The 23,980-nt window shown below is 72.2% G+C and carries 20 protein-coding genes and 2 pseudogenes; 5 read left to right on the top strand and 17 right to left on the bottom strand.

The window, feature by feature from the left end; all coding sequences use genetic code 11:
* Positions 1-52 precede the first annotated feature (52 nt).
* Both OP86_RS13650 and OP86_RS13645 read right to left on the bottom strand, forming a co-directional pair.
* Positions 53-1,411 carry an aspartate aminotransferase family protein gene (locus OP86_RS13650; protein ID WP_030056800.1) on the bottom strand — a complete coding sequence of 453 codons (1,359 nt, stop codon included), beginning with the start codon at positions 1,409-1,411 and terminating at the stop codon, positions 53-55.
* A gap of 220 nt (positions 1,412-1,631) precedes the next feature.
* Positions 1,632-3,107: a gamma-aminobutyraldehyde dehydrogenase gene (locus tag OP86_RS13645; protein ID WP_030056799.1), complete on the bottom strand. Its 1,476-nt coding sequence runs from the start codon at positions 3,105-3,107 to the stop codon at positions 1,632-1,634.
* Between the two features lie 268 nt (positions 3,108-3,375).
* Here OP86_RS13645 and OP86_RS13640 point away from each other — a divergent pair, with 268 nt between their 5' ends.
* From OP86_RS13640 to OP86_RS13625, 4 genes are all read left to right on the top strand, one after another.
* Positions 3,376-3,849, top strand: a complete 474-nt coding sequence (locus tag OP86_RS13640) for an Lrp/AsnC family transcriptional regulator (RefSeq protein ID WP_030243538.1) — start codon at positions 3,376-3,378, stop codon at positions 3,847-3,849.
* A complete protein-coding gene (locus tag OP86_RS13635; RefSeq protein ID WP_030056796.1) occupies positions 3,846-5,240 on the top strand; it encodes an aspartate aminotransferase family protein in 1,395 nt (464 codons plus the stop codon). Before OP86_RS13640 ends, OP86_RS13635 begins: the two co-directional genes overlap by 4 nt.
* Positions 5,241-5,477: 237 nt before the next feature.
* Positions 5,478-6,218, top strand: coding sequence for an ABC transporter ATP-binding protein (locus tag OP86_RS13630; RefSeq protein WP_030056795.1), 741 nt, complete (start codon positions 5,478-5,480; stop codon positions 6,216-6,218).
* A gap of 45 nt (positions 6,219-6,263) precedes the next feature.
* Positions 6,264-7,415, top strand: coding sequence for a hypothetical protein (locus tag OP86_RS13625; protein WP_051830051.1), 1,152 nt, complete (start codon positions 6,264-6,266; stop codon positions 7,413-7,415).
* 9 nt (positions 7,416-7,424) lie between these two features.
* On the opposite strand, the gene rlmN is transcribed toward OP86_RS13625, so the two are convergent.
* The 6 genes from rlmN to rpsB form a co-directional block, all read right to left on the bottom strand.
* Positions 7,425-8,564, bottom strand: coding sequence for a dual-specificity RNA methyltransferase RlmN (gene rlmN / locus OP86_RS13620; protein ID WP_030257891.1), 1,140 nt, complete (start codon positions 8,562-8,564; stop codon positions 7,425-7,427).
* Between the two features lie 72 nt (positions 8,565-8,636).
* Positions 8,637-10,106, bottom strand: a complete 1,470-nt coding sequence (locus tag OP86_RS13615; protein WP_234434954.1) for a phosphatidate cytidylyltransferase — start codon at positions 10,104-10,106, stop codon at positions 8,637-8,639.
* Positions 10,106-10,663 (bottom strand): ribosome recycling factor, encoded by a 558-nt coding sequence (gene frr / locus OP86_RS13610; RefSeq protein WP_030056791.1) that lies wholly within the window; start codon positions 10,661-10,663, stop codon positions 10,106-10,108. The genes OP86_RS13615 and frr overlap by 1 nt, the downstream gene beginning before the upstream one ends.
* 98 nt (positions 10,664-10,761) lie before the next feature.
* Complete coding sequence (gene pyrH, locus OP86_RS13605) at positions 10,762-11,526, bottom strand: UMP kinase (RefSeq protein ID WP_030056790.1); 765 nt, start codon at positions 11,524-11,526, stop codon at positions 10,762-10,764.
* 262 nt (positions 11,527-11,788) lie between these two features.
* Positions 11,789-12,628, bottom strand: a complete 840-nt coding sequence (tsf, locus tag OP86_RS13600; RefSeq protein WP_030056789.1) for a translation elongation factor Ts — start codon at positions 12,626-12,628, stop codon at positions 11,789-11,791.
* 129 nt (positions 12,629-12,757) lie between these two features.
* Positions 12,758-13,645 carry a 30S ribosomal protein S2 gene (gene rpsB, locus OP86_RS13595; protein ID WP_030056788.1) on the bottom strand — a complete coding sequence of 296 codons (888 nt, stop codon included), beginning with the start codon at positions 13,643-13,645 and terminating at the stop codon, positions 12,758-12,760.
* 523 nt (positions 13,646-14,168) lie between these two features.
* Here rpsB and OP86_RS34755 point away from each other — a divergent pair.
* Positions 14,169-14,831: pseudogene (locus OP86_RS34755) on the top strand (peptidoglycan DD-metalloendopeptidase family protein); the annotation flags it as partial.
* A 169-nt stretch (positions 14,832-15,000) separates the two neighbouring features.
* On the opposite strand, the gene OP86_RS13590 reads toward OP86_RS34755, so the two are convergent.
* From OP86_RS13590 to lepB (OP86_RS13550), 9 genes and pseudogenes are all read right to left on the bottom strand, one after another.
* Positions 15,001-15,585, bottom strand: a complete 585-nt coding sequence (locus OP86_RS13590) for a TetR/AcrR family transcriptional regulator (protein WP_030056787.1) — start codon at positions 15,583-15,585, stop codon at positions 15,001-15,003.
* Between the two features lie 140 nt (positions 15,586-15,725).
* Positions 15,726-16,545 (bottom strand): annotated as a pseudogene (gene whiG, locus OP86_RS32920) (RNA polymerase sigma factor WhiG); the annotation flags it as partial.
* A gap of 593 nt (positions 16,546-17,138) precedes the next feature.
* Positions 17,139-18,389: a DNA-processing protein DprA gene (dprA, locus tag OP86_RS13580; RefSeq protein WP_051830050.1), complete on the bottom strand. Its 1,251-nt coding sequence runs from the start codon at positions 18,387-18,389 to the stop codon at positions 17,139-17,141.
* Entirely contained in the window at positions 18,386-20,095 is a 1,710-nt protein-coding gene (locus OP86_RS13575; protein WP_078588809.1) for a YifB family Mg chelatase-like AAA ATPase, read from the bottom strand. Before OP86_RS13575 ends, dprA begins: the two co-directional genes overlap by 4 nt.
* A 1-nt stretch (position 20,096) precedes the next feature.
* On the bottom strand, positions 20,097-20,630 hold the full coding sequence (locus tag OP86_RS13570; RefSeq protein WP_418952605.1) for a YraN family protein: 534 nt from the start codon (positions 20,628-20,630) through the stop codon (positions 20,097-20,099).
* 196 nt (positions 20,631-20,826) lie between these two features.
* Entirely contained in the window at positions 20,827-21,153 is a 327-nt protein-coding gene (locus OP86_RS13565; protein WP_030056781.1) for a DUF2469 domain-containing protein, read from the bottom strand.
* 55 nt (positions 21,154-21,208) lie between these two features.
* Positions 21,209-21,682, bottom strand: coding sequence for an NUDIX hydrolase (locus OP86_RS13560; RefSeq protein ID WP_030056780.1), 474 nt, complete (start codon positions 21,680-21,682; stop codon positions 21,209-21,211).
* 112 nt (positions 21,683-21,794) lie between these two features.
* On the bottom strand, positions 21,795-22,550 hold the full coding sequence (gene lepB / locus OP86_RS13555) for a signal peptidase I (protein ID WP_030257882.1): 756 nt from the start codon (positions 22,548-22,550) through the stop codon (positions 21,795-21,797).
* Between the two features lie 145 nt (positions 22,551-22,695).
* Positions 22,696-23,739 (bottom strand): signal peptidase I, encoded by a 1,044-nt coding sequence (gene lepB, locus OP86_RS13550; RefSeq protein WP_030056779.1) that lies wholly within the window; start codon positions 23,737-23,739, stop codon positions 22,696-22,698.
* Positions 23,740-23,980 lie beyond the last annotated feature (241 nt).

The raw sequence follows: 23,980 nt of genomic DNA, 5'->3' as shown, positions 1-23,980 counted from the left end.
AGCGTGGGACGGCCCCGGGCACGGAGGTGTCCGGGGCCGTCCTGGAGGTACGTCAGACAGTGTGCGCGTCGGTGAGCGACAGCACCTCGTCCAGCACCGCGAGGCCCGTCTTGGCCTCCTCCTCGGTGACGGTGCACGGCGGGACGACGTGGAAGCGGTTCATGTTGACGAACGGCCAGAGCCCGCGCTGCTTGCAGGCCGCGGCCAGCTCGGCCATCGGCGCGTTGGCGGCGCCGGCGGCGTTGTAGGGGACGAGCGGCTCGCGGGTCTCCCGGTCCTTCACCAGGTCGAGCGCCCAGAACACGCCGAGGCCGCGGACCTCGCCGATCGACGGGTGCCGCTCGGCCAGCTCGCGCAGCCCGGGGCCGAGCACCGTCTCGCCGATGTGCTTGGCGTTCTCGACGATGCCCTCCTCCGCCATGGCGTTGATGGTGGCCACCGCCGAGGCGCAGGCCAGCGGGTGGCCGGAGTAGGTGAGCCCGCCGGGGAACGGCCGCTCGGCGAAGGTGGCCGCGATCTCGGCGCTGATCGCCACGCCGCCCAGCGGCACGTAGCCGGAGTTGACGCCCTTGGCGAAGGTGAGCAGGTCCGGGGTGACGCCCCAGTGGTCGGCGGCGAACCATTCGCCGGTGCGGCCGAAGCCCGCCATCACCTCGTCGAGGATGAACACGATGCCGTAGCGGTCGCAGATCTCCCGCACCCCGGCCAGGTAGCCCGGCGGCGGGATCAGGATGCCCGCGGTGCCGACCACGGTCTCCAGGATGACCGCCGCGACGGTGCCCGGCCCCTCGAACGCGATCACCTCCTCCAGGTGCCGCAGCGCGCGCTCGCACTCCTGCGCCTCGTTCTCGGCGTGGAAGTTGGAGCGGTAGGCGTACGGGCCCCAGAAGTGCACCACGCCGGAGACGCCGGTCTCGTTGGCCCAGCGCCGCGGATCGCCGGTGAGGGCGATCGCGTTGGCGGTGGCGCCGTGGTACGAGCGGTAGGTGGACAGGACCTTCTGCCGGCCGGTGTGCAGCCGGGCCAGTCGGATGGCGTTCTCGTTGGCCTCGGCGCCGCCGTTGGTGAAGAAGATCTTGTCCAGGTCGCCCGGGGTGCGCTCGGCGATCAGCCGGGCGGCCTCGCTGCGCGCCTCGACCGCGAAGCCGGGGGCGACGGTGCAGAGTTTCGCCGCCTGCTCCTGGATCGCGGCGACCACCTTCGGGTGCTGGTGGCCGATGTTGGTGTTGACCAGCTGCGAGGAGAAGTCGAGGTAGCGGTTGCCGTCGTAGTCCCAGAAGTACGAGCCCTCGGCGCCGGCCACCGCGAGGGGGTCGATCAGCGCCTGGGCGGACCACGAGTGGAAGACGTGCGCGCGGTCGGCGGCCTTGACGGCCTGGCCGGCGGCTGAGTCAGCGGTGGGGATGCTCATGCCGTAAGGCTAGGGCGGGCCGTCACGGAAGTGCAGTTTCATCTTGTCAGCCGGTCACTCGATCCGCCGACAGGATGCAAAGACACAGGGCCCGGGGCGGAAAGCCCCGGACCCACGGTCAGTTCGTACGACTTGAACTAGGTCAGATCGCGGTCATACTGCACCCGACCGTCATGACCCGCTAGATCGCGGTCATACTGCGCCCGACCGTCATGACCCGCTAGATCGCGGTCATGACGTGCTTCACCCGGGTGTAGTCCTCGAAGCCGTACGACGACAGGTCCTTGCCGTAGCCGGACTTCTTGAAGCCGCCGTGCGGCATCTCGGCGACCAGCGGGATGTGGGTGTTGATCCAGACGCAGCCGAAGTCCAGGCGGCGCGACATCCGCATGGCGCGGGCGTGGTCCTTGGTCCACACCGAGGAGGCCAGCGCGAACTCGACGCCGTTGGCGTACTCGACGGCCTGGTCCTCGTCGGTGAACTTCTGCACGGTGATGACCGGGCCGAAGACCTCGTTCTGGATGATCTCGTCGTCCTGGTTCAGGCCGGAGACGACGGTCGGGGCGTAGAAGTAGCCCTTGTCGCCGACCTGGTGGCCACCGGCCTCGACCTTGGCGTGGGCGGGCAGCCGCTCGATGAAGCCGGCCACCTGCTTCAGCTGGTTGGCGTTGTTCAGCGGGCCGTACAGCACGTCCTCGTCGTCCACGCCGCCGGTCTTGGTCTCGGCCGCGGCCTTGGCCAGCGCCTCGACGAAGGCGTCGTGGATCGACTCGTGCACCAGCACGCGGGTGGCGGCCGTACAGTCCTGGCCGGCGTTGAAGTAGCCCGCCACCGAGATGCCCTCGACGGCCTCGGCGATGTCGGCGTCCTCGAAGACCACGACCGGGGCCTTGCCGCCCAGCTCCAGGTGGACGCGCTTGACGTCCTTGGAGGCCGACTCGGCGACCTGGATGCCGGCCCGGACGGAGCCGGTGATGGAGGCCATCGCCGGGGTCCGGTGCTCGACCATCAGCTTGCCGGTCTCGCGGTCGCCGCAGATGACGTTGAAGATGCCGGCCGGCAGCTCCAGGTCCTTGAGGACACCGCCGATGATCTCGGCCAGCAGCACGGTGGAGGCCGGGGTGGTGTCCGAGGGCTTCAGCACGACGGCGTTGCCCGCGGCGATGGCTGGGGCGAACTTCCAGACGGCCATCATCATCGGGTAGTTCCACGGCGCGACCTGGGCGCAGACGCCGACCGGCTCGCGGCGGATGATCGAGGTCATCCCGTCCATGTACTCACCGGCGGCCTTGCCCTCCAGCAGGCGGGCGGCGCCGGCGAAGAAGCGGATCTGGTCCACCATCGGGCCGATCTCCTCGGAGAGGGTCAGCGCGCGGGGCTTGCCGGTGTTGCGCACCTCGGCGTCGACGATCTCGTCGGCCCGGGCCTCGACCGCGTCGGCGATCTTGAGCAGCAGCTTCTGCCGGGTGCTCGGGGTGGCGTCGCGCCAGATCGGGAACGCGGCGGCGGCGGAGGCCATGGCAGCGTCCACGTCCGCGGCACCGGACAGCGGCGACGTCGCGTACGCCTCGCCGGTGGTCGGGTCCACGATGTCGAGCGTGCGGCCGTCAGCCGCGTCGACGAACTCACCGTTGATGTAGTTGCGCAGCGTGCGAAGGTCGCTCACGGGTCTCTCCTCGGTCGGGGCCTGCGGCATTGCAGATTCCGGCGCCATGGTACGTCGGCGGATCCGGCGTACGAAGGGGGCCGAGTGGCCGTGCCCGAAACGGCGCGGTCCACTGGTGGGGGTACGCACCGGATCCCGCGGGGCCGCGCGCGTACCGTGCCAGGGTAGCCGCACCACTGCCGTAATCGGCAGGACGATCGCATATACGCGATGAAATCCGTACGCGTTTTCCAAGATCGCGACGAAATCAGCAGCTTCCACGCTTGCGTACCCGGGACCGATCAGGCACAGTGGCCGCGTGGCCAACCGCGACCGGAACGCCAGCGTTCCCCTCGACGCCGCCTCCAAGGCGATCATCGAGCAGCTCCAGGAGGACGGGCGCCGCCCGTACGCCGCCATCGGCAAGGCCGTCGGCCTGTCCGAGGCAGCCGTACGGCAGCGCGTCCAGAAGCTGCTCGACCAGGGCGTGATGCAGATCGTCGCCGTGACGGACCCGCTCACCGTCGGCTTCACCCGCCAGGCGATGGTCGGCATCCGGGTCGAGGGCGACATCGAGCCCGTCGCCGACGCACTGGCCGCCCTCGACGAGGTCGACTACGTCGTCTGCACCGCAGGCTCGTTCGATCTCCTGGCCGAACTGGTCTGCGAGGACGACGAGCACCTGCTCGAACTGATCAACAAGCGCATCCGCGCGCTTCCCGGCGTGCGGAGCACCGAGAGCTTCGTTTACCTGAAGCTCCGGAAACAGACCTACACCTGGGGCACCCGATGACAGCCGACCCGGCGCAGAAGGACCTTTCCAAGACCGCCTACGACCACCTGTGGATGCACTTCACCCGCATGTCGTCGTACGAGAACTCCCCCGTGCCGACGATCGTCAAGGGCGAGGGCACCTACATCTGGGACGACAAGGGCCGGAAGTACATCGACGGCCTGGCCGGCCTGTTCGTCGTGCAGGCCGGTCACGGCCGCACCGAGCTCGCCGAGGTCGCCGCCAAGCAGGCCAAGGAACTCGCGTTCTTCCCGATCTGGAGCTACGCGCACCCCAAGGCCGTCGAGCTGGCCGAGCGCCTGGCCAACTACGCCCCGGGCGACCTCAACAAGGTCTTCTTCTCCACCGGTGGCGGCGAGGCCGTCGAGACCGCCTGGAAGCTCGCCAAGCAGTACTTCAAGCTGATCGGCAAGCCCACCAAGTACAAGGTCATCTCCCGCGCCATCGCCTACCACGGCACCCCGCAGGGCGCGCTGTCCATCACCGGCCTGCCGGGCCTGAAGGCCCCGTTCGAGCCGCTGGTGCCGGGCACCCACAAGGCCCCGAACACCAACATCTACCGCGCCCCGCACTACCTGGAGGGCCCCGACGGCACCGTCGACCCCGAGGCGTACGGCCGCTGGTGCGCCGACCAGGTCGAGGAGGCCATCCTCTTCGAGGGCCCCGAGACCGTCGCCGCCGTCTTCGTCGAGCCGGTGCAGAACGCCGGTGGCTGCTTCCCGCCGCCGCCCGGCTACTTCCAGCGCCTGCGCGAGATCTGCGACCGCCACGACGTGCTGCTGGTCTCGGACGAGGTCATCTGCGCCTTCGGCCGCCTCGGCACCATGTTCGGCGCCGACAAGTTCGGCTACGTGCCGGACATGATCACCTGCGCCAAGGGCATGACCTCGGGCTACTCCCCGATCGGCGCCACGATCATCTCGGACCGCATCGCCGAGCCGTTCTACAAGGGTGACAACACCTTCCTGCACGGCTACACCTTCGCCGGCCACCCGGTCTCCTCGGCCGTGGCGCTCGCCAACCTCGACATCTTCGAGCGCGAGGGCCTGAACCAGCACGTGCTCGACAACGAGTCGCGCTTCCTGGGCACCCTCAGCAAGCTGCGCGACCTGCCGATCGTCGGCGACGTCCGCGGCAACGGCTACTTCTACGGCATCGAGCTCGTGAAGGACAAGGTCACCAAGGAGAGCTTCAACGAGGAGGAGACCGAGCGCGTGCTCTACGGCTTCCTCTCGAAGGCGCTCTTCGACAACGGCCTGTACTGCCGCGCCGACGACCGTGGCGACCCGGTCGTCCAGCTGGCCCCGCCGCTGATCTCCGACCAGTCGACCTTCGACGAGATCGAGCAGATCCTGCGGACCAGCCTCACCGACGCGTGGGCGAAGCTCTGATCCCCTGAGCCCTCCTCCCCACCCTCCGCCGAAGGGCGGCCCCGCTCCCCGCGGGGCCGCCCTTCGGCGTTTCCCGCCCCTGGCGCTGCGCACCCGCAACATCACAGTCGCATGACCAAACATGCCTGAATGCGGGTGATTTGCCCGTGATGGACCAGTGCGCCGCAACCGCGACCCGCCCCGGTCGTTCTAATCTGACGACTGTCATATCCCTGCGGCCACCCAGGATGGAACCTCATGTCAGCGGCACCGCCTGACAACGACGTGCTGTGGGCCCGGGGGATCGTCAAGTCCCATCACGGCACCCCCGCCCTGCGCGGCATCTCGCTCGGCGTCCGCGAGGGCGAGGTGCTCGCCGTCACCGGCCCGCGCGGCTCCGGCAAGAGCACCCTGCTCGGCTGCCTCTCCGCCCAACTCCCGGTCGACGAGGGCGAGGTCTGGTTCAACAGCGCCCCCGTGCACACCCTCAACCGGGCCGGCCGCGAACGGCTGCGCCGCGACCGCTTCGGCTTCGTCGGCTCCGAGCCGCACCTCGTCCCCGAGTTGACCGCCCGGGAGAACGTCGCCCTGCCGCTGCTGCTCGCCGGAGCCGGCAACAAGGCCGCGTACACCGCCGCCGACGAGTGGCTGGAGCGCCTGGACGTCGGCGACTTCGCCCGGCACCGCCCCGACCGGCTGGTCCAGAGCCAGCGCCAGCGCGTCTCCGTCGCCCGCGCCCTCGCCCCGCTGCCGCCCGTCGTCTTCGCCGACGACCCCACCGCCCCGCTGCACCGCGAGGCCACCGACCAGGTCCTGCGGATACTGACCAGCGCGGCCCGCTCGCACCAGCTCACCCTCGTCCTGGCCACCCACGACCCCGAACTCGTCCGGTTCGCGGACCGCGCCGTCGCCCTCGTCGACGGACGGCTCACCGCCCCCGCCGCCCCCGTCCCGCGCGGGACCTCCGGCGCGCCCGCCGTCACGGCCACCCGCCGCTGACGACGACCGAGCCGCTGACGACGCCGAGCCGCTGAAAGAGTCGCCGTGTTCTATCTCCGTCTGGCCCGGGGCTACCGGGTGCCCGACCTCGGCCGCTGGCTGCTCACCGCACTGGCCGCCGCCGTGGTCGCCGCCTTCCTGCTGCGCTCCCTCGGCCGGGCGATGAGCGACCCGCTCGGCGGCGCCGACCCGCTGGTCCGACTGCTCTGGTGTCTGCCCCCGCTCGCCGCCGTCGCCTGGTTCGCCGCCGTCGCCGCCCGCTCGGTACCCGCCCGGCGGCCCGAGCGGATCGCCGGCCTCACCGCCGCCGGAGCCGGCTCCCGCCGGATCCGGGCCCTGATCGCCGGCGAGGTCGCCCTCGCCTGCACCCTCGGCAGCGTGCTCACCCTGCTGGCCTTCCTGGTGCTGCGCAACGACATCGCCGGGCCCTCGCTGGCCCCCGACCTCGGCATGGGCGTGCCGCTGCCGCCCGCCGCACCGGTCACCCTGCTCGCCCTGGTCCCGCTCACCGCCGGCATCTCCGCCGCCTGCGCGGTGCCCGTCGCCGAGGACCTGCCCGGCGGCCGCACCCGCCGCCGCACCGACTTCGGCGTCTGGCGGATCGCGCTGCCGATCGGGCTGGGCGTGATCGGCGCCGCACTCGAACTCATCGCGCTGCGGCCCGGCGCCGCCGCCGACGGCCGCCCGATCCACCTGCCCGCCGGGCTCGGCACCACCAGCACCGCCGCCCTCGGCGGCTGGGCGGCCGGCGCGCTGGGCCTCGCCCTGCTCACCGGCCCGCTGCTGGCCTGGGCCGGACGACTGCTCGCCCTCGGCCGGCCCACCCCGCTGCGGCTGCTGGCCGGACGCGGGCTCACCGCCCAGGCCCCCCGCCTCGGCGCGCCGCTGGCCATCCTCACCCTCGCCGTCGCGCTGGTGCTCACCACCATCCGCTACTGGATCGGCACCCCCGGCAGCGCCGACGCCCTGCCCGCCGTCGAGGCCTGCCTGGTGCTCGGCTGCGCGGCCGCCGCGGTGATCGCCCGGCTGGCCGAGGTCCACACCGACCGCCGGGACGTCACCGAGGTGCTGCTGCGCCTCGGCACCTCGCCCCGACTGCTGTTCGGCGCGGTCGCGCTGCGCACCCTGGCCGTCGGCACCACGCTGCTGCTGACCGGCGGGGCGACCGCCGCGCTGGCGGCCGCCGGACTGCGCTGACCGCCCCGGTCAGCCGGCCGCGGCGAGCTGGCCGCAGGCGCCGTCGATCTCCTGGCCACGGGTGTCGCGGACGGTCGTCGGCACCCCGTGGGACCGGAGCCGACGGACGAACTCGCGCTCGTCCTCGGGCCGGGAGGCCGTCCACTTGGAACCCGGCGTCGGGTTCAGCGGGATCAGGTTGACGTGCACCCGGTGGTTCTTGATCAACCGGCCGAGCAGGTCGGCCCGCCAGGCCTGGTCGTTGATGTCCTTGATCAGCGCGTACTCGATGGAGATCCGGCGGCCGGACTTCTCCGCGTAGTTCCACGCCGCGTCCAGCACCTCGGCGACCTTCCACCGGGTGTTCACCGGCACCAGCTCGTCACGCAGCTCGTCGTCCGGGGCGTGCAGCGACAGCGCCAGACGGCAGCTGAGGCCCTCGTCGGCGAAGCGGTGCATCGCCGGGACGAGCCCGACGGTGGAGACCGTGATGCCGCGCTGGGACAGGCCGAAGCCGTCCGGCGCCGGGTCGGTCAGCCGGCGGATCGCGGCCAGCACCCGGTTGTAGTTGGCGAGCGGCTCGCCCATGCCCATGAAGACCACGTTGGACAGCCGCGCCTCGCCGGCCGGACCGCTGCCGTCCTCGGCGGAGGACGCCCCGCGCGCCCCGAACTCCCCGGCCTTGAGCGCGCGCATCCCGGCGGCGATCTGCTCGACGATCTCGCCGGTGGAGAGGTTGCGGGTCAGCCCGGCCTGACCGGTGGCGCAGAACGGACAGTTCATGCCGCAGCCCGCCTGCGAGCTGATGCACATGGTGACCCGGTCCGGGTAGCGCATCAGCACGGACTCCACGAGCGTGCCGTCGAAGAGCTTCCAGAGCGTCTTGCGGGTGGCGTCGTCGTCGCAGGAGACGTGCCGCACCACCGACATCAGCTCGGGCAGCAGGCTCCCGGTGAGCTTCTCCCGGCTGGCGGCGGGGATGTCCGTCCAGCTCGCCGGGTCGTTCGACATCCGGCCGAAGTAGTGGTTGGAGAGCTGCTTGGCGCGGAACGGCTGCTCGCCCAGCTCGGCGACGGCCTCCTTGCGCTCGGCGGGGCTCAGGTCGGCGAGGTGTCGCGGGGGCTTGGCGCCGCGCGGCGCGACAAAGGTGAGTTCTCCGGGCTTAGGCATGGTTGTTCCAGTGTCGCAGACGCGCGAGGGCCCCGGACGCCGGCGTCCGGGGCCCTCCGCGATACGCGAGGATCAGCTGCCGACGAAGGCCGCCAGCAGCAGCCACACCACCGGGGCGGTCGGCAGGAGCGAGTCCAGCCGGTCCATGATGCCGCCGTGGCCGGGCAGCAGCGTGCCCATGTCCTTGATCCCGAGGTCGCGCTTGATCATCGACTCGCCCAGGTCACCCAGGGTCGCGGTGACCGCCGCGCAGCCGCCCAGGATCAGGCCCTGCCACCAGCTGCCGTCGTCGATGATCAGCTGCATCAGCAGGGCGCCGGCCAGCATCGACAAGGCGATGCCACCGGCCAGGCCCTCGCGGGTCTTGCCGGGGCTGATCGTCGGGGCCAGCTTGGTCCGGCCGAACTTGTAGCCCACGGCGTAGGCGCCGGTGTCACTGCAGATCGTGACGATCAGGAAGAGCACGATCCGCTGCGGGCCGTCGTCGGCTGCCAGCATCATCGCCACGAAGGTGGCCAGGAACGGCACGTAGAAGGCGGTGAACACACCCGCCGTTATGTCCCGCAGGTAGTTCTCCGGCGGCTCGGCCATCCGCCAGACCATCACCGCCAGGCCGGTCAGCGCGAGCGAGGCGGCGGCCCACTCGACCCCGGACCAGTAGCCGGTGGCGACCATCGCGACGCCGCCCACGACCAGCGGGACCAGCGGCGCCTTGATCTGCTTGCGCTCGGAGAGCCGGCTGGTCAGCTCCCAGACGCCGACCGCGACCGCGGCCATCACGACGACCAGGAACAGCGCCTTCACCACGAACAACGAGGCGATGATCACCACGCCGAGGCCGACCCCCACGCCTATTGCGGCCTGGAGGTTACGGCCACCGCGCTGCTTGGGCGGCTGCGGCTGCGGGTCGGGCTGGGCGGCCACGGGTGTCTCCTGCCCTGGATGGGACGACGGCACGAAGCGGGGCTGTCCGGCCGCCGGGTGGCTGGGCGGCGGCGCGGGATGCACCGGTGCCCCCGGGTGCGGCGGGGTGCCGTGACCGGGGGCGGGGGCGACGTCGGGCGATATCGCACGCAGCACGACCGTCTCCGACACACCGGGCGGCGCCGTCCCGGGCTGCTCGTCCCGGAACAGCGGACCGCTCAGCCGGCCGGCCTCCCGGGCCGGCTCCGCCGCGGACGCACCGGGGGCGGGGGCGGCCGGTCGGCCGCGGTCGGGCGCACCGAGAGGCGGGCCGGGGTCGGCCGGTACGGGCGGCATGACCCGAGTCTCCTCCGCGTCGCCGCCCCAGTACACCGGGGGCTGCCGCGAGTGATCCGAACGGAGGCCCTGGTCCCCCGGGACGGCACCCGGCACGCCCGGGGGCACGGCCTGGCCGCCCGGGTGGCCGGGGTGTCCCTGGACCGGCGCCGGCTGCTCGCCGTACCCCGGCCCCGGCGCGGCCGGGTCACGGGGTGCCTGCGGCTGCGGCGCCGGGCGGTAGGGCTGGAACTGCTGGTCGGACGGGCCCCAGTAGCCAGGGGCGTCAGGGGCGTCGTTCATCAGACCTCGAGCAGCTCGGCTTCCTTGTGCTTCAGCAGCTCGTCGACGGCGGCCACGTACTTGGCCGTGGTGTCGTCGAGCTCCTTCTCGGCGCGACGGCCCTCGTCCTCGCCGACCTCGCCGTCCTTGACCAGCTTGTCGATGGCGTCCTTGGCCTTGCGGCGCACCGAACGGATGGAGACCTTGGCGTCCTCGCCCTTGCCGCGGGCGACCTTGATGAACTCCCGGCGGCGCTCCTCGGTCAGCTCGGGCAGCACCACGCGGATGATGTTGCCGTCGTTGGACGGGTTGACACCCAGGTCGGAGTCGCGGATCGCCTGCTCGATGGCCTTCAGCGCGGTCTTGTCGAACGGCGAGACGACCGCCATCCGGGGCTCCGGCACCGAGAACGAGGCCAGCTGGTTGATCGGCGTCACGGCGCCGTAGTACTCCGCGACGATCTTGGCGAACATCGCCGGGTGCGCGCGGCCGGTGCGGATGGCGGCGAAGTCGTCCTTGGCGACGACGACGGCCTTCTCCATCTTCTCCTCGGCCTCGAGGAGGGTCTCTTCGATCACTGTGGTCTCCCTGTCCGGTTCATCTGCTGTTGTTCCGACCGGTGACGGCTCGGAGGCCGGTAGCGGCTCCCGCGCCGTCCCGTACGGCTGGTTGCTGCTCAGGCCCGGACAGAATCCTGGCTGATGAGTGTGCCGATCTTCTCACTCTTCACCGCACGCGCGATATTGCCCTCCGCCAGCAGCTCGAAGACCAGCATCGGAAGGTTGTTGTCCTTGCACAGCGTGATCGCGGTGAGGTCGGCGACCTTGAGGTCGCGCGCGATGACCTCGGAGTACTCCAGCGCGTCGAACTTGACCGCGTCCGGGTTGGTCCGCGGGTCGGAGTCGTAGACGCCGTCCACGCCGTTCTTGCCCATCAGCAGGACGTCGGCGTGGATCTCCAGCGCGCGCTGGACGGCCGTGGTGTCGGTGGAGAAGTACGGCATGCCCATACCGGCGCCGAAGATCACCACGCGGCCCTTCTCCAGGTGCCGGACGGCGCGCAGCGGCAGGTACGGCTCGGCGACCTGGCCCATGGTGATGGCGGTCTGGACCCGGGTCTCGATGCCCTCCTTGACCAGGAAGTCCTGCAGCGCCAGGCAGTTCATGACGGTGCCGAGCATGCCCATGTAGTCGGAGCGGGCCCGGTCCATGCCGCGGACCTGGAGCTCGGCGCCCCGGAAGAAGTTGCCGCCGCCGATGACCACCGCGACCTCGGTACCGGCGCGGACGACGGTGGCGATCTCCCGGGCGATCGCGTGCACGACGTCCGGGTCGACGCCGAGCCCGCCGCCACCGGCGAAGGCTTCACCGGACAGCTTGAGCAGCACCCGGCGGCGCGAGCCGGCCTTGGGGTCCTGCGCGGTCTCCTGCGTCTCCTGCATGGACTTCTCCTTTTTGCACCTACTGGTCACAGGCGCGGGTGTGCGGATGCCCCGCCTGCGCGTACACGCGAGGAGGCCACTGCCGCGGGAACCGGTTCGGTGTCCTGCACGGCAATGGCCTCCTCGTCGTTCTTGGTGCCGACGCGAGCCCGCCCGTGGGCGGTAGGCGCTGGGTGAGCCCGTTCGGCGTTCCTCCCGCCCTGGTCAGCGGGCGGGGGCGGTTCCCAGCCTAAAGGGGGCCGGGAACCAGGTGGAACGTGGCTCAGGCGCCGACGCGGAAGCGGGCGAAGCGCTTGAGGGCGACGCCGTTCTCCTCGAGGACCTTGGCGACGGTCTTCTTGTTGTCCTTCGCGAAGGCCTGCTCCAGAACGGAGTTCTCCTTCACGAAGCCGGTGACGCGACCCTCGACGATCTTCGGCAGGGCGGCCTCCGGCTTGCCCTCCTCGCGAGCGGTGGCCTCGGCGACGCGGCGCTCGTTCTCGAGCTCCTCGGCCGGGATCTCCTCGCGGGACAGGTACTTCGGCGCGAAGGCGGCGATGTGCTGCGCGACGTCCTTGGCGACCTCGGCGTTCTCCTTGTCCAGCTCGACCAGGACGCCGACGGCCGGCGGCAGGTCGGGGCTGGTCTTGTGCAGGTAGACCGCGACGAAGCCGTCACCGTCGAACTGGGCGAAGCGACGGAAGACGATCTTCTCGCCCAGGGTCGCGTTGGCCTCGTCCACGTACTGCTGGACGGTCTTGCCGGCCTCGATCTCGGAGGCCAGGGCGGCGTCCAGGTCGGCCGGGGCGGTCTTGGCGACGTGGGCGGCGATCGCGTCGGCGACCTTGACGAAGTTGTCACCCTTGGCGACGAAGTCGGTCTCGCAGTTCAGCTCGACCAGGACGCCGGACTTCTTGTCCTCGGCGATCAGCGCGGAAACGGCGCCGTTGGAGGCGTCGCGGCCCTCGCGCTTGGCAACGCCCTTCTGGCCCTTGATGCGCAGGAGCTCGACGGCCTTCTCGACGTTGCCCTCGGCCTCGTCCAGGGCCTTCTTGCAGTCCATCATGCCGGCGCCGGTGAGCTCACGGAGCTTCTTGACGTCCGCGGCGGTGAAGTTCGCCATGGTGTGAATCTCTTCTCGCGTCTCGCGTGTCTGCGTGGGGTGGCGCCGGGACCGATGGTTCGGTCCCGGCGCGGGAGAGAGGGGCACCTGCCGGCTTCGTACCGGCGAGTGCCCCTCACCCTTGGTACGTCAGGCCTGCTCGGCCGGAGCCTCGGTGGCAGGGGCCTCGGCGGCCGGAGCCTCGGCGGCGGGGGCCTCGGCAGCGGGGGCCTCGGCAGCGGCGGGGGCCTCCTCGGCCTTCTTCTCGCCCTCGATGAGGTCCTTCTCCCAGTCGGCCAGCGGCTGGTCGGCGCCCGGCTCGGCCTTGGCGTCGCCCTTGGCGACACCGGCGCGGGACTTCAGGCCCTCGGCCACGGCGTCGGCGATCACGCGGGTCAGCAGGGTGACGGAGCGGATCGCGTCGTCGTTGCCCGGGATCTTGTAGTCGACCTCGTCGGGGTCACAGTTGGTGTCGAGGATGGCGACGACCGGGATGTTGAGCTTCCGGGCCTCGCCGACCGCGATGTGCTCCTTCTTGGTGTCCACGATCCAGACAGCGCTGGGAACGCGCTGCATGTCGCGGATACCGCCGAGGGTCTTCTCCAGCTTGTCGTGCTCGCGCTGGAGGACCAGGAGCTCCTTCTTGGTGAGGCCGGAGCCGGCCACGTCCGAGAAGTCCAGCTCGCCGAGCTCCTTCAGGCGCTGCAGACGCTTGTAGACGGTCGAGAAGTTGGTCAGCATGCCGCCGAGCCAGCGCTGGTTCACGTAGGGCATGCCCACGCGGGTGGCCTGCTCGGCGATGGCCTCCTGGGCCTGCTTCTTCGTGCCGACGAAGAGGACGCTGCCGCCGTGGGCAACGGTCTCCTTGATGAACTCGAAGGCGCGGTCGATGTAGTTCAGCGACTGCAGGAGGTCGATGATGTAGATGCCGTTGCGCTCGGTGATGATGAAGCGCTTCATCTTCGGGTTCCAGCGGCGGGTCTGGTGACCGAAGTGGACGCCGCTCTCCAGCAGCTCCCGCATCGTGACGACGGCCATTGCCGTACTCCTTGGTGTTGCGGCCCGGCAGCGGCACTGCGTCGCAGCGATCGCCCACAGCCGGGTCAGGCTCGGTTTGTCCGTGGCGGCCAGGTGACAGCCACGCCTGACGCCCCGAACGTGCCGAGCCGCTTGCGCCCGCTCGGCCCGGGGGCCGGTCGGGCTCGGCGGACCGAGCGGCACTCGCACCTGGCGGGGCCGCGGATTTACCGCGTCCGACCACCGGTGGCGGGGCGTGCGAAGTCGACCCGGCGGACCGGGTCGCGTGTGAAGTGTACGGGAAGCGCCGAGCGGCGGGCGACTTCGCGAGCGGCCGGGGGCCCGCCGGGGACCTGGGAAGAGCCCGGGAAACGGCCGGAGCCGGCGGGGCCGTGGCGGGTCTGCGGGGGCGCTGCGGGAGGACTGCGGGAGGACTGCGGGGGTCGGGACGGCGAGCGGCGCCCAGGTCCGTCGCCTGCCCTCCGTAGGCCGCCAGTACGCCGCTTGTACACCGGATGGCGGCGTCAGTACACCCGTCGGAGGGATGGCGGCCGGGTGTGCGGGCGGTTTGTCCACAGGAATCCGGATGTGGGTGGTGCGGCGGCGGCGCGACGGCGAGCCTTCGCGCATGACAGCTCGTGCGTGGTTCGTCGGGGTTCGGGGAGCGCTCTCCGTGGTGGTGGCGGTGGGGCTCGTACTGTCGGGCGCCTCGACGGCTTCGGGTGGGACCGGGGGCTCCGACGGTGGTGCCGATGCCGGAGTCGGTGTGGGTGTGGGCGTGGGTGGCGGTGTGGGTGTGGGTGGCGGTGTGGGTGTGGGTGGCGGTGTGGGTGTCGGCCGGAGCGGCGTGCGGGCCTGGCCGGTGGGCGGGCCCGGAGGGGTTCTGGGGCGGTTCGAGCCGCCGGCTCACCCCTGGGCCGCCGGCCACCGGGGGGTGGACCTCGCGGCAGCGCCCGGGGCGGAGGTACGGGCGGCGGCCGCCGGGGTGATCGCGTTCTCCGGCCTGGTGGCGGGCCGTCCGGTGGTGACCGTCTCCCACCCGGGCTCGGGGTCTCCCCCGCTCCGGACCACCTACCTGCCCGTCACCGGCACCGTGCCGGTCGGCACCACGGTGGCCGCCGGGCAGGTGATCGGGCAGCTCGCCGCGGACGGACGGCACTGCCCCGCGCACGACTGCCTGCACTGGGGGCTGCTGCGCGGGGGCCGCTACCTGGACCCGCTGGCCCTGTTCGGCGCGGGCACGGCACGACTGCTGCCCCTGAACGGCGGGAGTGGACAGGACGTCAGCTCACACTCCACGAGCGCACACCCCGCCGGCTCACACCCGGCGAGCACACACCCCGCGAGCCCACGCCCGACGCGAGGTCGGCAGCGGATCAGGCCCGACCGAGTCCGTGCAGCGCCAGGGCGACGGCGGCGTCGGCGATCTGCTCGCTGCTCTCGGTCACACAGCCGGCGCGACTCCCGGCCGCCGCCTGCTCGGCCCGACGGACGGCCGCCTCCACGACCCCCTGCAGCAGTGCCGCGGCGAGTCGGGTCTGCTTGTGGCCCAGCTCCTCCAGCGCTTGGACGAGCAGGCCGGCCAGCCTGCCGTGCGCCGCCCGGATCCGCTCGCGCGCGGCCTCGTCCAACTCCAGCGCCGAGATCGCCACGACCGCACGGTGGCGCGGGTCGGCAGCCAGCGCCAGCTGGCCGCGGACGTACGCCTCGATCCGCTCGGCGGCGGTGTCGCAGCTCTCCATCCCGGCCTCGATCTCGGCCGCCCAGAGCGGGAAGTCCACCTCGCAGAGCGCCTCGACCACGGCGGCGCGGGAGCGGAAGTACTCGTAGACCGAGGAACGCGCCAGCCCGGTGCGCGTCGCGAGCGCGGGGAAGGTCAGGGCCTCCATACCGCCCTCGGTGAGCAGTGTGCGGGCAGCGTCGAGGAGGGCTGCGCGCTGCAGCTGGCGATGCTCGGCCACCGTGGCCGCTCGGATCTTCGGCACGCTCCCACTGTACGGAGCCCTACCCGCGGCCGATACGGCGCCGCGCATCCGGAGCCGGTGCCGACGCGCCCGGCGGGCCCCGCCGGGCCGGACACCCGCCCCGCCGGACCGACGTGCTACCGGACGTCCGACAGCTTGGCGCGCAGCTGGAGGACGGACTTGGTGTGGATCTGGCTCACCCGACTCTCCGTCACCCCCAGCACCTGCCCGATCTCGGCGAGGGTGAGCCCCTCGTAGTAGTAGAGCGTCACCACGGTCTTCTCCCGCTCGGGGAGGGTGTTGACCGCCTGGGCCAGCAGCCTGCGCAGCTCACGGTCCTCGGCCACCTCGACCGGGTTGTCCGCGCCGTGGTCCTCCAGGGTGTCCATCAGGCTCAGCCGGTCGCCGCCCTCCCCCACCGGGTGGAGCAGTTCGTCGAGCGCCACGACGTTGGCGAGCGACAGCTGGCTGAAGATCGCGTGCAGGTCCTCGATCGCGATGCCCATCTCGGCCGCGACCTCGGGCTCGTGCGGTGTCCGGCGCAGCCGGGCCTCCAGCGTCGCGTACGTCCGCTCGACCGCCTTCGCCTTCTGCCGCACCGAGCGGGGGATCCAGTCCAGGGCGCGCAGCTCGTCGATGATCGCGCCGCGGATGCGGCTGATCGCGTAGGTCTCGAACTTGATGGCGCGATCGATGTCGAACTTCTCGATCGCGTCGATCAGCCCGAAGACCCCGGAGGAGACGAAGTCCGCCTGCTCGACGTTGGAGGGCAGACCGACCCCGACCCGGCCCGCCACGTACTTGACGAGCGGTGAGTAGTGCAGGATCAGCTGCTCCCGCAGCCGCTGGTCCCCGGTCTCCTTGTAGGAGCGCCAGAGCTCTTCGAGCGCACTGCGGCTCTGGGCCGCGGCTTCCTGGCCGTTCTGCCCTTGGCCGTTCTGCCGCTGGCCGCCCTGCCCCTGGCCGCCCGCCGCCTGCTCCCGACGGGACTGGGAGACGGGCGGGGAGGGCGGCGGAGGAACGGCGTCCGGCGCCCGGTCGGTGCCGGGCGGACTGGCCGCGCCGTCGGCATCGGGGCCGGCGGACGTGTCGGCGGGCGCGTCAGCGACGCGGGCCGCCTCGCCGCCGCGCGTCGCCTCGGCGTCCCGGGTCGCGTCCGCGGGCTGGCCTGGCACCACCGTCGGCCGGCCGCCCTGGCGCGACAGGCCTCCCATCGTCCCCGCCGACTTGGACGGGAACTCGGTCGCGGAGCGCCGCTCGGTCCTCGGCCCTCCCGAGGACCGGGCGCCACCGGTCACTCTGTGTCCGGGAATGTGTGTGGGCATGCGTTGGTCTGCGCCGTTCTGCCGAGTCATGTGCTGATAGGGAAGGCATGTGGAGCGTAGCGTGACCGACTCACTGCAAAGCGCTACCGCCACTCGGTCGTCCCCCGATCCGGTGGCGTTCACTCACCGGATCCGGCCACGCGAGCGGAAGTACCGGATCAGCAGGTCAGCCGGGCCGTCCCGCCGCGCGACCCCTCGGCGTACAGGTGTTCTCCGCTCCGACGCTCACCTCCTCCGCACCATGCGCCAGTGCGCGCCGTGTCGCTCGACGTAGCCGAGCGAGACCAACTCGTAGAGCCTCTGCAGGACTTCGTCCGGCGGGAGCCCGGACTGGCGGGCCAGTCGCTCGACCGGCGCGCCCTCCACCGTCGCCGGTACGGCCTCCAGCACCCGGGCCACCGGGGGCTCCAGCAGGTCGCGCGGCAGCACCGGTCCGCTGCGCTGCGGGGCCAGATCGTCCCCGATCGCCCCGACCAGCTCGCTGATCTCGGCCGCGTCGGTGACCAGCGTGGCGCCGCCGCTGCGGATCAGGGCGTGCACCCCGGCCGAGAGCTCCGAGGTCACCGGGCCGGCCACGCCCATGGTGTGGCGGTTGAGGTCCCGTGCCCGTCGGGCCGTGCTCAGGGCACCACTGCGCACGGCCGCCTCGACCACCACGGTGCCCCGGGTGAGCGCCGCGATGACCCGGTTGCGAAGGACGAAGCGGAAGCGGTTCGGGTGTTCCCCGGGCGGGAGTTCACTGACCAACAGGCCTTGGACGCCGATCCGCCGGATCAGTTCGGCGTTCCCCTTCGGGTACGCCACGTCGACTCCGCAGGCGAGCACCCCGATGGTCATCCCGCCAACGGCGAGTGCTCCTCGGTGGGCGGCCGCGTCGATCCCGTAGGCGGCACCGGAGACCACCACCCAGCCGCGCTCGGCCAGTTGGGCCGACAGCTCGCCGGCGACGTGGGCACCGTAGGCCGTGCAGGCGCGGGAGCCCACGACGGCGACCGAGCGGAGCGCCAGGAGCCGCAGCGAGCCGGTACCGGTCACCCAGAGCCCGATCGGGCGTCCGTCGCCCAGATCGTCGAGTTGACTGGGCCATTCCGTGTCCCCCGGAATGATGAACCGTCCACCGGCGTGCCGCACCCGTTTCAGGTCCGTCTCCGGGTCCGGCCCCGGGAGTCTCGCCTGGTACCCGGCCAGCCGCTCGGCGTCCAGCCCCGGGTGGTCGGGGACCGTCCCGGTCCGGATCGCCTCGACCACGTCGACGGCGGGGAGCCGGCCGAGCCAGCGGCCGAGCACCGCGTCCCCCGGCTCGCTGAGCCGGCTGAGCCGGACGCGGGCGAGGCGCTCGGGTTCGGGCGCTGCGGTCGCGCCGGACGCGGCGCCGGACGCGGCACCGGGCGCGGCACCGGGCGCGGCACCGGGCGCGGTGTCACCCGCGGCTCCGGCCGCGCAGTGCGCCTGGGAGTGCCTCAACAGCTGGTTCATGCCTCGCCCTCCTCGTGCTCCGATCGTTCGATGCCCGGGCCGGGCCGGCCGACGTCCGGCGGGCCGGTGCGCTGGGCCGGGATTCGCCCGAGCCTGCCGAGGGCTCGTTCCGTCGACGGCAGGCCGTGCTCCACCCCGGTGCGCAGGACCAGGGCGGTGCGCAGGTCCCGCTGGTCGGGCCGGTCACGGCCGGCCAGGTCCGCCACCGTCCAGGCGACCCGGAGCACCCGGTCCAGGCCGCGGGCGGTCAGCAGCCCCCGCTCCAACTGGCGTGCGACGTCGTTGAGCGCACCGGGCGCGAGCTGCCAGCGCGTTCGCAACTCATGGCCCGGCACCTCCGCGTTGGTCTGCCACGGGGTGCTCGCCAGCCGGGCCGCCGCCCGCTCCCGTGCCGCCAGCACCCGGGCCGCGACGGTCTCGGTGGTCTCCGCCGTGGCGTCCCGTTCCATGAGTTCGACCCGTGTCACCGGGGCTACCTGGACCTGGAGGTCGACCCGGTCCAACAGCGGCCCGGAGAGCCGCCCCTGGTAGCGGCTTACCATCGTCGGGGTGCATTCGCACCCCTCGCCCCGTCGTGAGAACCGGCCGCACGGGCAGGGGTTGGCGGCCAGGCAGAGGAGGAAACGGGCCGGGAGCCGGAGCGACCCGGCCGAGCGGGCGATCACCACCTCTCCGGACTCCAGCGGCTGGCGCAGCGCGTCGAGCACCCGGACGGGGAACTCCGGGGCCTCGTCCAGGAACAGCACGCCCCGGTGGGCCAGCGAGACGGCGCCCGGCCGCGGCAGGCCGCTGCCGCCACCGACGATCGCGGGCATCGTGGTGGAGTGGTGCGGGGCGCAGTAGGGCGCGGTGTCGATCAGCGGGCGCCCGGCCGGGAGCAGGCCCGCCACCGAGTGCACGGCGGTGACCTCCAGGGCCTCCTTCTGGGTCAGCGGTGGGAGCAGCGCGGGCAGTCGCTCCGCCAGCATGGTCTTGCCCGCGCCCGGCGGCCCCTTCAGGTAGAGGTGGTGTCCCCCGGCGGCGGCGATCTCCAGGGCGCGCCTGGCCTCGTACTGGCCGGCCACGTCGGCCATGTCGAGGTGGGCAGCCTTGTCGTCGGACAGACCCCGCACGCTCGCACTGGGCAGCATCAGCCCGGCCATCAGCGGATCCGGCCGACCGCTGATCGGGTCGGGCGGCTCCTCCGGTGCCGCCGCCCCGGTCAGGATGGCCAGCAGCTGGCGCAGGCTGCGGACTCCGATCACCGTCACCCCGGGGACGAGCGAGGCCTCGGGCGCGGTCTGCTCGGCGACCACGACCCGTTCGTACCCGGCGTCGGCGGCGGCCAGCACCGACGGCAGCACCCCCCGGACCGGCCGCACCCGGCCGTCCAGCCCCAGCTCGCCGATGATCAGCAGGTCGGCGATGGAGGAGGGGTCGAGCCGCTCGGCGGCGGCGAGCACGGCGCAGGCCACCGCGAGGTCGAAGCCGCTGCCGCTCTTGGGAACCGACGCGGGGCTGAGGCCGACCGTCAGCTTGCGCTGCGGCCAGGCCTCGCCGCTGTTCACGACCGCGGCGCGGACCCGGTCGCGGGCCTCGCTGAGCGCTTTGTCGGGCAGGCCGACCAGGGTGAACGCGGCCACCCCGGGCTCCAGATCGGCCTGGACCTCGACGATCACGCCGTCGACGCCGACCAGCGCGACGGAACAGGTACGGGCGAAGGCCATCTCAGACCACCCCCCGCAGGTGGTCGACCAGGGCCGCACCCCGCGCCCGGTTGACCACGGCGACCAGGTCGATCCGCACACCGCCCGGCGGGGCGGGCGGCCAGTGCGGGTCCGTCGGGCCGGCGTCGTAGTCGGGCCCGGCCAGCCGGGCGAAGTGGCCGGGCCAGCGCTCGGCCATCCAGCGCTCGGCCAGGCGCTGCAGCCGGGCGGCCTTGACCCGGTCGATGGCCTCGCTGGGCTGTTGGAAGCCCCGCTCGGAGCGGGTCTTCACCTCGCAGACGGCCACGGTGTCGCCGTCGAGGGCGACGATGTCCAGCTCGCCCTCGACGCAGCGCCAGTTGCGGTCCAGGATGCGGAGCCCGGCCTCCGCGAGGCGGCGGGCGGCGACCCGCTCCCCGTAGCGGCCGAGCCCGTTCTTGCTGTTGCGGTCCGGGACGGCCCTGGCCTTCTCCCCGGACGCGGTCGTCTCGGGTACGGCCGTGGCGGGCGCGGCCGTGGCGGGTACGGCCGCCTCCGGTGCTTCCGTGTCCGGCACGGCCTGGTCCTGCACGACGGTGTGCTGCATGGTGACCACCTCCGCCGAGGAGGCTGCACCACTGCGCGCCGAGAGGCCCGGAAATTCTCGGGCCTGTGGATAACTCGGGCCTGTGGATAACTTTGTCACCCGCAGGAGTGAGAAGCCCCGATCCCGCGAAATTCGGCTGGACAACGCGGGGCGGAGTCGTCCAACGTCAGTTCCCGAAGCCGGACTCGTCCGAGGGCAGCTCCAGATCGCTCTTCGCGAGTTCCTCGATGTTCACGTCCTTGAAGGTCAGCACCCGGACCTTGCGGACGAACCGGGCCGGCCGGTACATGTCCCAGACCCACGCATCCGCCATCGACACCTCGAAGAACACCTCGCCCTGGACCGAGTGCACCTGCAGCTCGTAGTCATTGGTGAGGTAGAACCGTCGCTCGGTTTCGATCACGTACTTGAACAGGCCGACGACGTCCCGGTACTCCCGGTAGAGCTTGAGCTCCATCTCGGTCTCGTACTTCTCGAGATCTTCGGCACTCATCCAGGCGTCCCCTCAACTTGTCACGTCCACCCATTGTGGACCACCGCACCCACGGTCAGAGCCGTACCGGATCAACCGGCGGGCCCTCGGCCAGCAGCACTTCCAGGAAGTCCGCCAGGCCGGTCGGATAGACCGTCTCGGCGGTCCCCCTCAGTTCCTCGACCGTCCACCAGCGCGCGGCGAGCAGTTGGGCGTGCTCCTCCGAGCCCATCCCCGAGTGGTCCAGCCCGGTCTCCGTGGTCCGGGCCAGGTGGAACCACTGCTCCTGCTCGTAGCGCTGTCCCTGAAAGGAGAACGACACCGTGCCGTACGCCACCAAGGGCCCCAGGTCCACGCCCCGCAAGCCGGTCTCCTCCGCGAGCTCCCGCTCGGCGGCCTCGCGCAGGTCCTCCCCCGGCTCCAAGCCGCCCCCGGGCGTGAACCACCACGTCTCCCCGGGTACCGCCGGATCGGCGCCCAGGAAGAGGAGGATGCGGTCCAGCCCGTCCAGCAGCAGGATCCGCGCCGCCCTGCGGCGCTGTGCGGTCATGGCGGCTCTCCACGCTCCTTCCGTCCGTATCGGTGGCGCTACCGATCCTGCCACCCGGCGCGGCCGGCCGGGGCGATGTTCGACAGAGCGGCCCGCGCCGCGACGGCCCCGCTCAGGAGCTGCGCCCGCGGCGGAGCCGGCGGGCCAGGCCCGCCACCCCGCCCACCGCCGAGGTCACGAGGATCAGTGCCGCACCCGCGACGGTGGCGTAGGCGGCGGGTTCCAGCGGCCCGGGCTGCGACGTCCCCGGGCCCGTGAGGCCGGCGAAGGCCGTGGTCCGGCCGAGCAGGCCCATCCGGCCGAAGGGCAACACGGTGGCCTCGACCCTGGCCTCGACGGCGTCGGCCGGGACGGTCCCGCCGTCGACCTCCAGGTGGGTGCGGGAGTCGAGCGAGCCCACCCGGTTGTCGCCCAGCAGGAACAGCCTGCCCTGCGGCACCGTCACGCTGAACGACTCGCCCTGACGGCCCTGGGCCGCGAGGTAGGGCTCGTCCACCGCCTGTCCGTTGACCGTCAGCCGGCGGTTGTCCCCGCTGGTGGCGACGGTGTCCCCGCCGACCGCGACCACCCTCTTGACCATGAGCTCGCCGCCCCAGGCCTGGTCCCGGAAGACCACCACGTCGCCGCGGCCGATGGCGCCTCCGCCGACCTTGCGCGCCAGCACGGTGTCCCCCGCCTGCAGGGACGGGTGCATCGAGGCGGTGGGGATGTTGTACGGCCGGTAGTCGATCGCGATGAGGGCGAAACCGCCGATCATCATCAGCAGTCCGAGCGCCAGCGCGATGCCCTGCAGCACCGCGCCGGGCCCGCGGTGCCCACCGGCGGGCGCGACCGGGCGGTCGGCCGTCTGCTCCACGACACTGCTCATCGACACCGTCCACCTCTGGCCGACCGGAGAACTCCACTGGCACGCCGGGGGCACCGGCGGAAAGGCCGACGGGCCGTGGCACGTCCGAGCAGATTACTCGTCGGTACCACGGCCCGCGCAAGAGTCGGGGACGACCCGGTGGAGCTCAGGAGTCCTTCCGGCGCTCCACCCGGTCCGCCCGACCCCGCACCCGGCGCACCAGCGGGAGCAGCGCGACGGCCCCCACCGCACCGGCCACGGGGGGTGCCAACGGCGCGGCCGCCGCCAGGCCCTTCTGGTCGAAGGTGTCCGGCACGGGCAGCGTCGACCAGTGGTCGATCGGCCAGGCCACCACGAAGGCACGCCCGATCACGTTGTCCACCGGGACGGTGCCACCACCCGGCTGGTCCATGTGGAAGCGGGAGTCCAGCGAGTTGGCACGGTGGTCGCCCATCACCCAGATCCGGCCCTTGGGCACCTTGACCGGCCCGAAGGGGTGGTCACCGCAGGGGGTGTTGCCCTGGAAGACGTACGGCTCGTTGAGCGCGACGCCGTTGACCTTGACCGGGCCTTCGCCCTCGCACTCGACGGTGTCCCCGCCGACCGCGATGACCCGCTTGATCAGGTCCTTCTCGTTGGCGGAGGGCATCAGCCCGACGAAGCTGAGCACGTCCTGCACGCCGCGGACGAAGGAGTTGCTGCTCTGCGGGGTCGGCTCGTCGTTCAGCCAGCCACCCGGGTCATGGAACACCACGACCTCACCGCGCTCGGGCTCCGCCCCGAACCATGGGGTCAGCTTGTCCACCAGAACGCGGTCGCCCACCTGCAGCGTGTTCTGCATCGACTCCGACGGAATGGAGAACGCCTGGACGAAGAAGGTCTTGATCACGAGCGCGAGGATCAGCGCGATGCCGATCAGGATCGGCAGTTCCTTCCAGAAGGAACGCTGCTTGCGCGGCGTGGTCGGAGCCTCCGACTCCGACCCGTCCGCCGGCTCGGTCTCCGAATGCGAGGGTCCCGGATGCGAGGAATCCGGGTGCGAGCGTTCCGGGGAGTCCTCCGCTCCGGAGCCGTGCTCGTCGGCGGTCTGGGCCGCCGCGTCCTCGACTGCGGCCGAGGGCGCCGCGGAGTCGGCGGACCGGGCCACCCGACGGCCCGGGCCCTCGGGTTCTCCGGCGCCTGAGCGGGCACCGATCACCAAATCCCCCACAACGTCTCCTCCCTGCTGTGCGGACGCCCGCGCGCCCGCGCTCAGAGTGCCGCACAGCGGGCACCACGCTCGCCATGACCATGAACGCCTCAGGGCTGCCCACCGCGGGCTCCCCTGACACCGGCACAGCCTCGGCGTACGACCGGGACCGCTCCCGGCCGCACCTGCACTTCTCTATCACTCCAAGGCATCCGGCTCGCGGTTCCACACGCGAGGCCCCGCCGGCCGGCGGTCGGCACGG

Origin of the sequence: Streptomyces novaecaesareae (genome assembly GCF_000716875.1) — a bacterium.
Lineage (GTDB): Bacteria > Actinomycetota > Actinomycetes > Streptomycetales > Streptomycetaceae > Kitasatospora > Kitasatospora novaecaesareae.
The sequence above is the reverse complement of the archived record's forward strand: the minus strand, read 5'-3'. Positions and strand labels throughout refer to the sequence as shown.

Bases quoted from the DNA above. Each gene is read 5' to 3' on its own strand.
- OP86_RS13650 (WP_030056800.1), bottom strand. From the start codon at position 1,411: ATGAGCATCCCCACCGCTGACTCAGCCGCCGGCCAGGCCGTCAAGGCC.
- OP86_RS13645 (WP_030056799.1), bottom strand. From the start codon at position 3,107: ATGCCGCAGGCCCCGACCGAGGAGAGACCCGTGAGCGACCTTCGCACG.
- OP86_RS13635 (WP_030056796.1), top strand. From the start codon at position 3,846: ATGACAGCCGACCCGGCGCAGAAGGACCTTTCCAAGACCGCCTACGAC.
- OP86_RS13630 (WP_030056795.1), top strand. From the start codon at position 5,478: ATGTCAGCGGCACCGCCTGACAACGACGTGCTGTGGGCCCGGGGGATC.
- rlmN (WP_030257891.1), bottom strand. From the start codon at position 8,564: ATGCCTAAGCCCGGAGAACTCACCTTTGTCGCGCCGCGCGGCGCCAAG.
- OP86_RS13615 (WP_234434954.1), bottom strand. From the start codon at position 10,106: ATGAACGACGCCCCTGACGCCCCTGGCTACTGGGGCCCGTCCGACCAG.
- pyrH (WP_030056790.1), bottom strand. From the start codon at position 11,526: ATGCAGGAGACGCAGGAGACCGCGCAGGACCCCAAGGCCGGCTCGCGC.
- tsf (WP_030056789.1), bottom strand. From the start codon at position 12,628: ATGGCGAACTTCACCGCCGCGGACGTCAAGAAGCTCCGTGAGCTCACC.
- rpsB (WP_030056788.1), bottom strand. From the start codon at position 13,645: ATGGCCGTCGTCACGATGCGGGAGCTGCTGGAGAGCGGCGTCCACTTC.
- dprA (WP_051830050.1), bottom strand. From the start codon at position 18,389: ATGAACCAGCTGTTGAGGCACTCCCAGGCGCACTGCGCGGCCGGAGCC.
- OP86_RS13575 (WP_078588809.1), bottom strand. From the start codon at position 20,095: ATGGCCTTCGCCCGTACCTGTTCCGTCGCGCTGGTCGGCGTCGACGGC.
- OP86_RS13565 (WP_030056781.1), bottom strand. From the start codon at position 21,153: ATGAGTGCCGAAGATCTCGAGAAGTACGAGACCGAGATGGAGCTCAAG.
- OP86_RS13560 (WP_030056780.1), bottom strand. From the start codon at position 21,682: ATGACCGCACAGCGCCGCAGGGCGGCGCGGATCCTGCTGCTGGACGGG.
- lepB (WP_030257882.1), bottom strand. From the start codon at position 22,550: ATGAGCAGTGTCGTGGAGCAGACGGCCGACCGCCCGGTCGCGCCCGCC.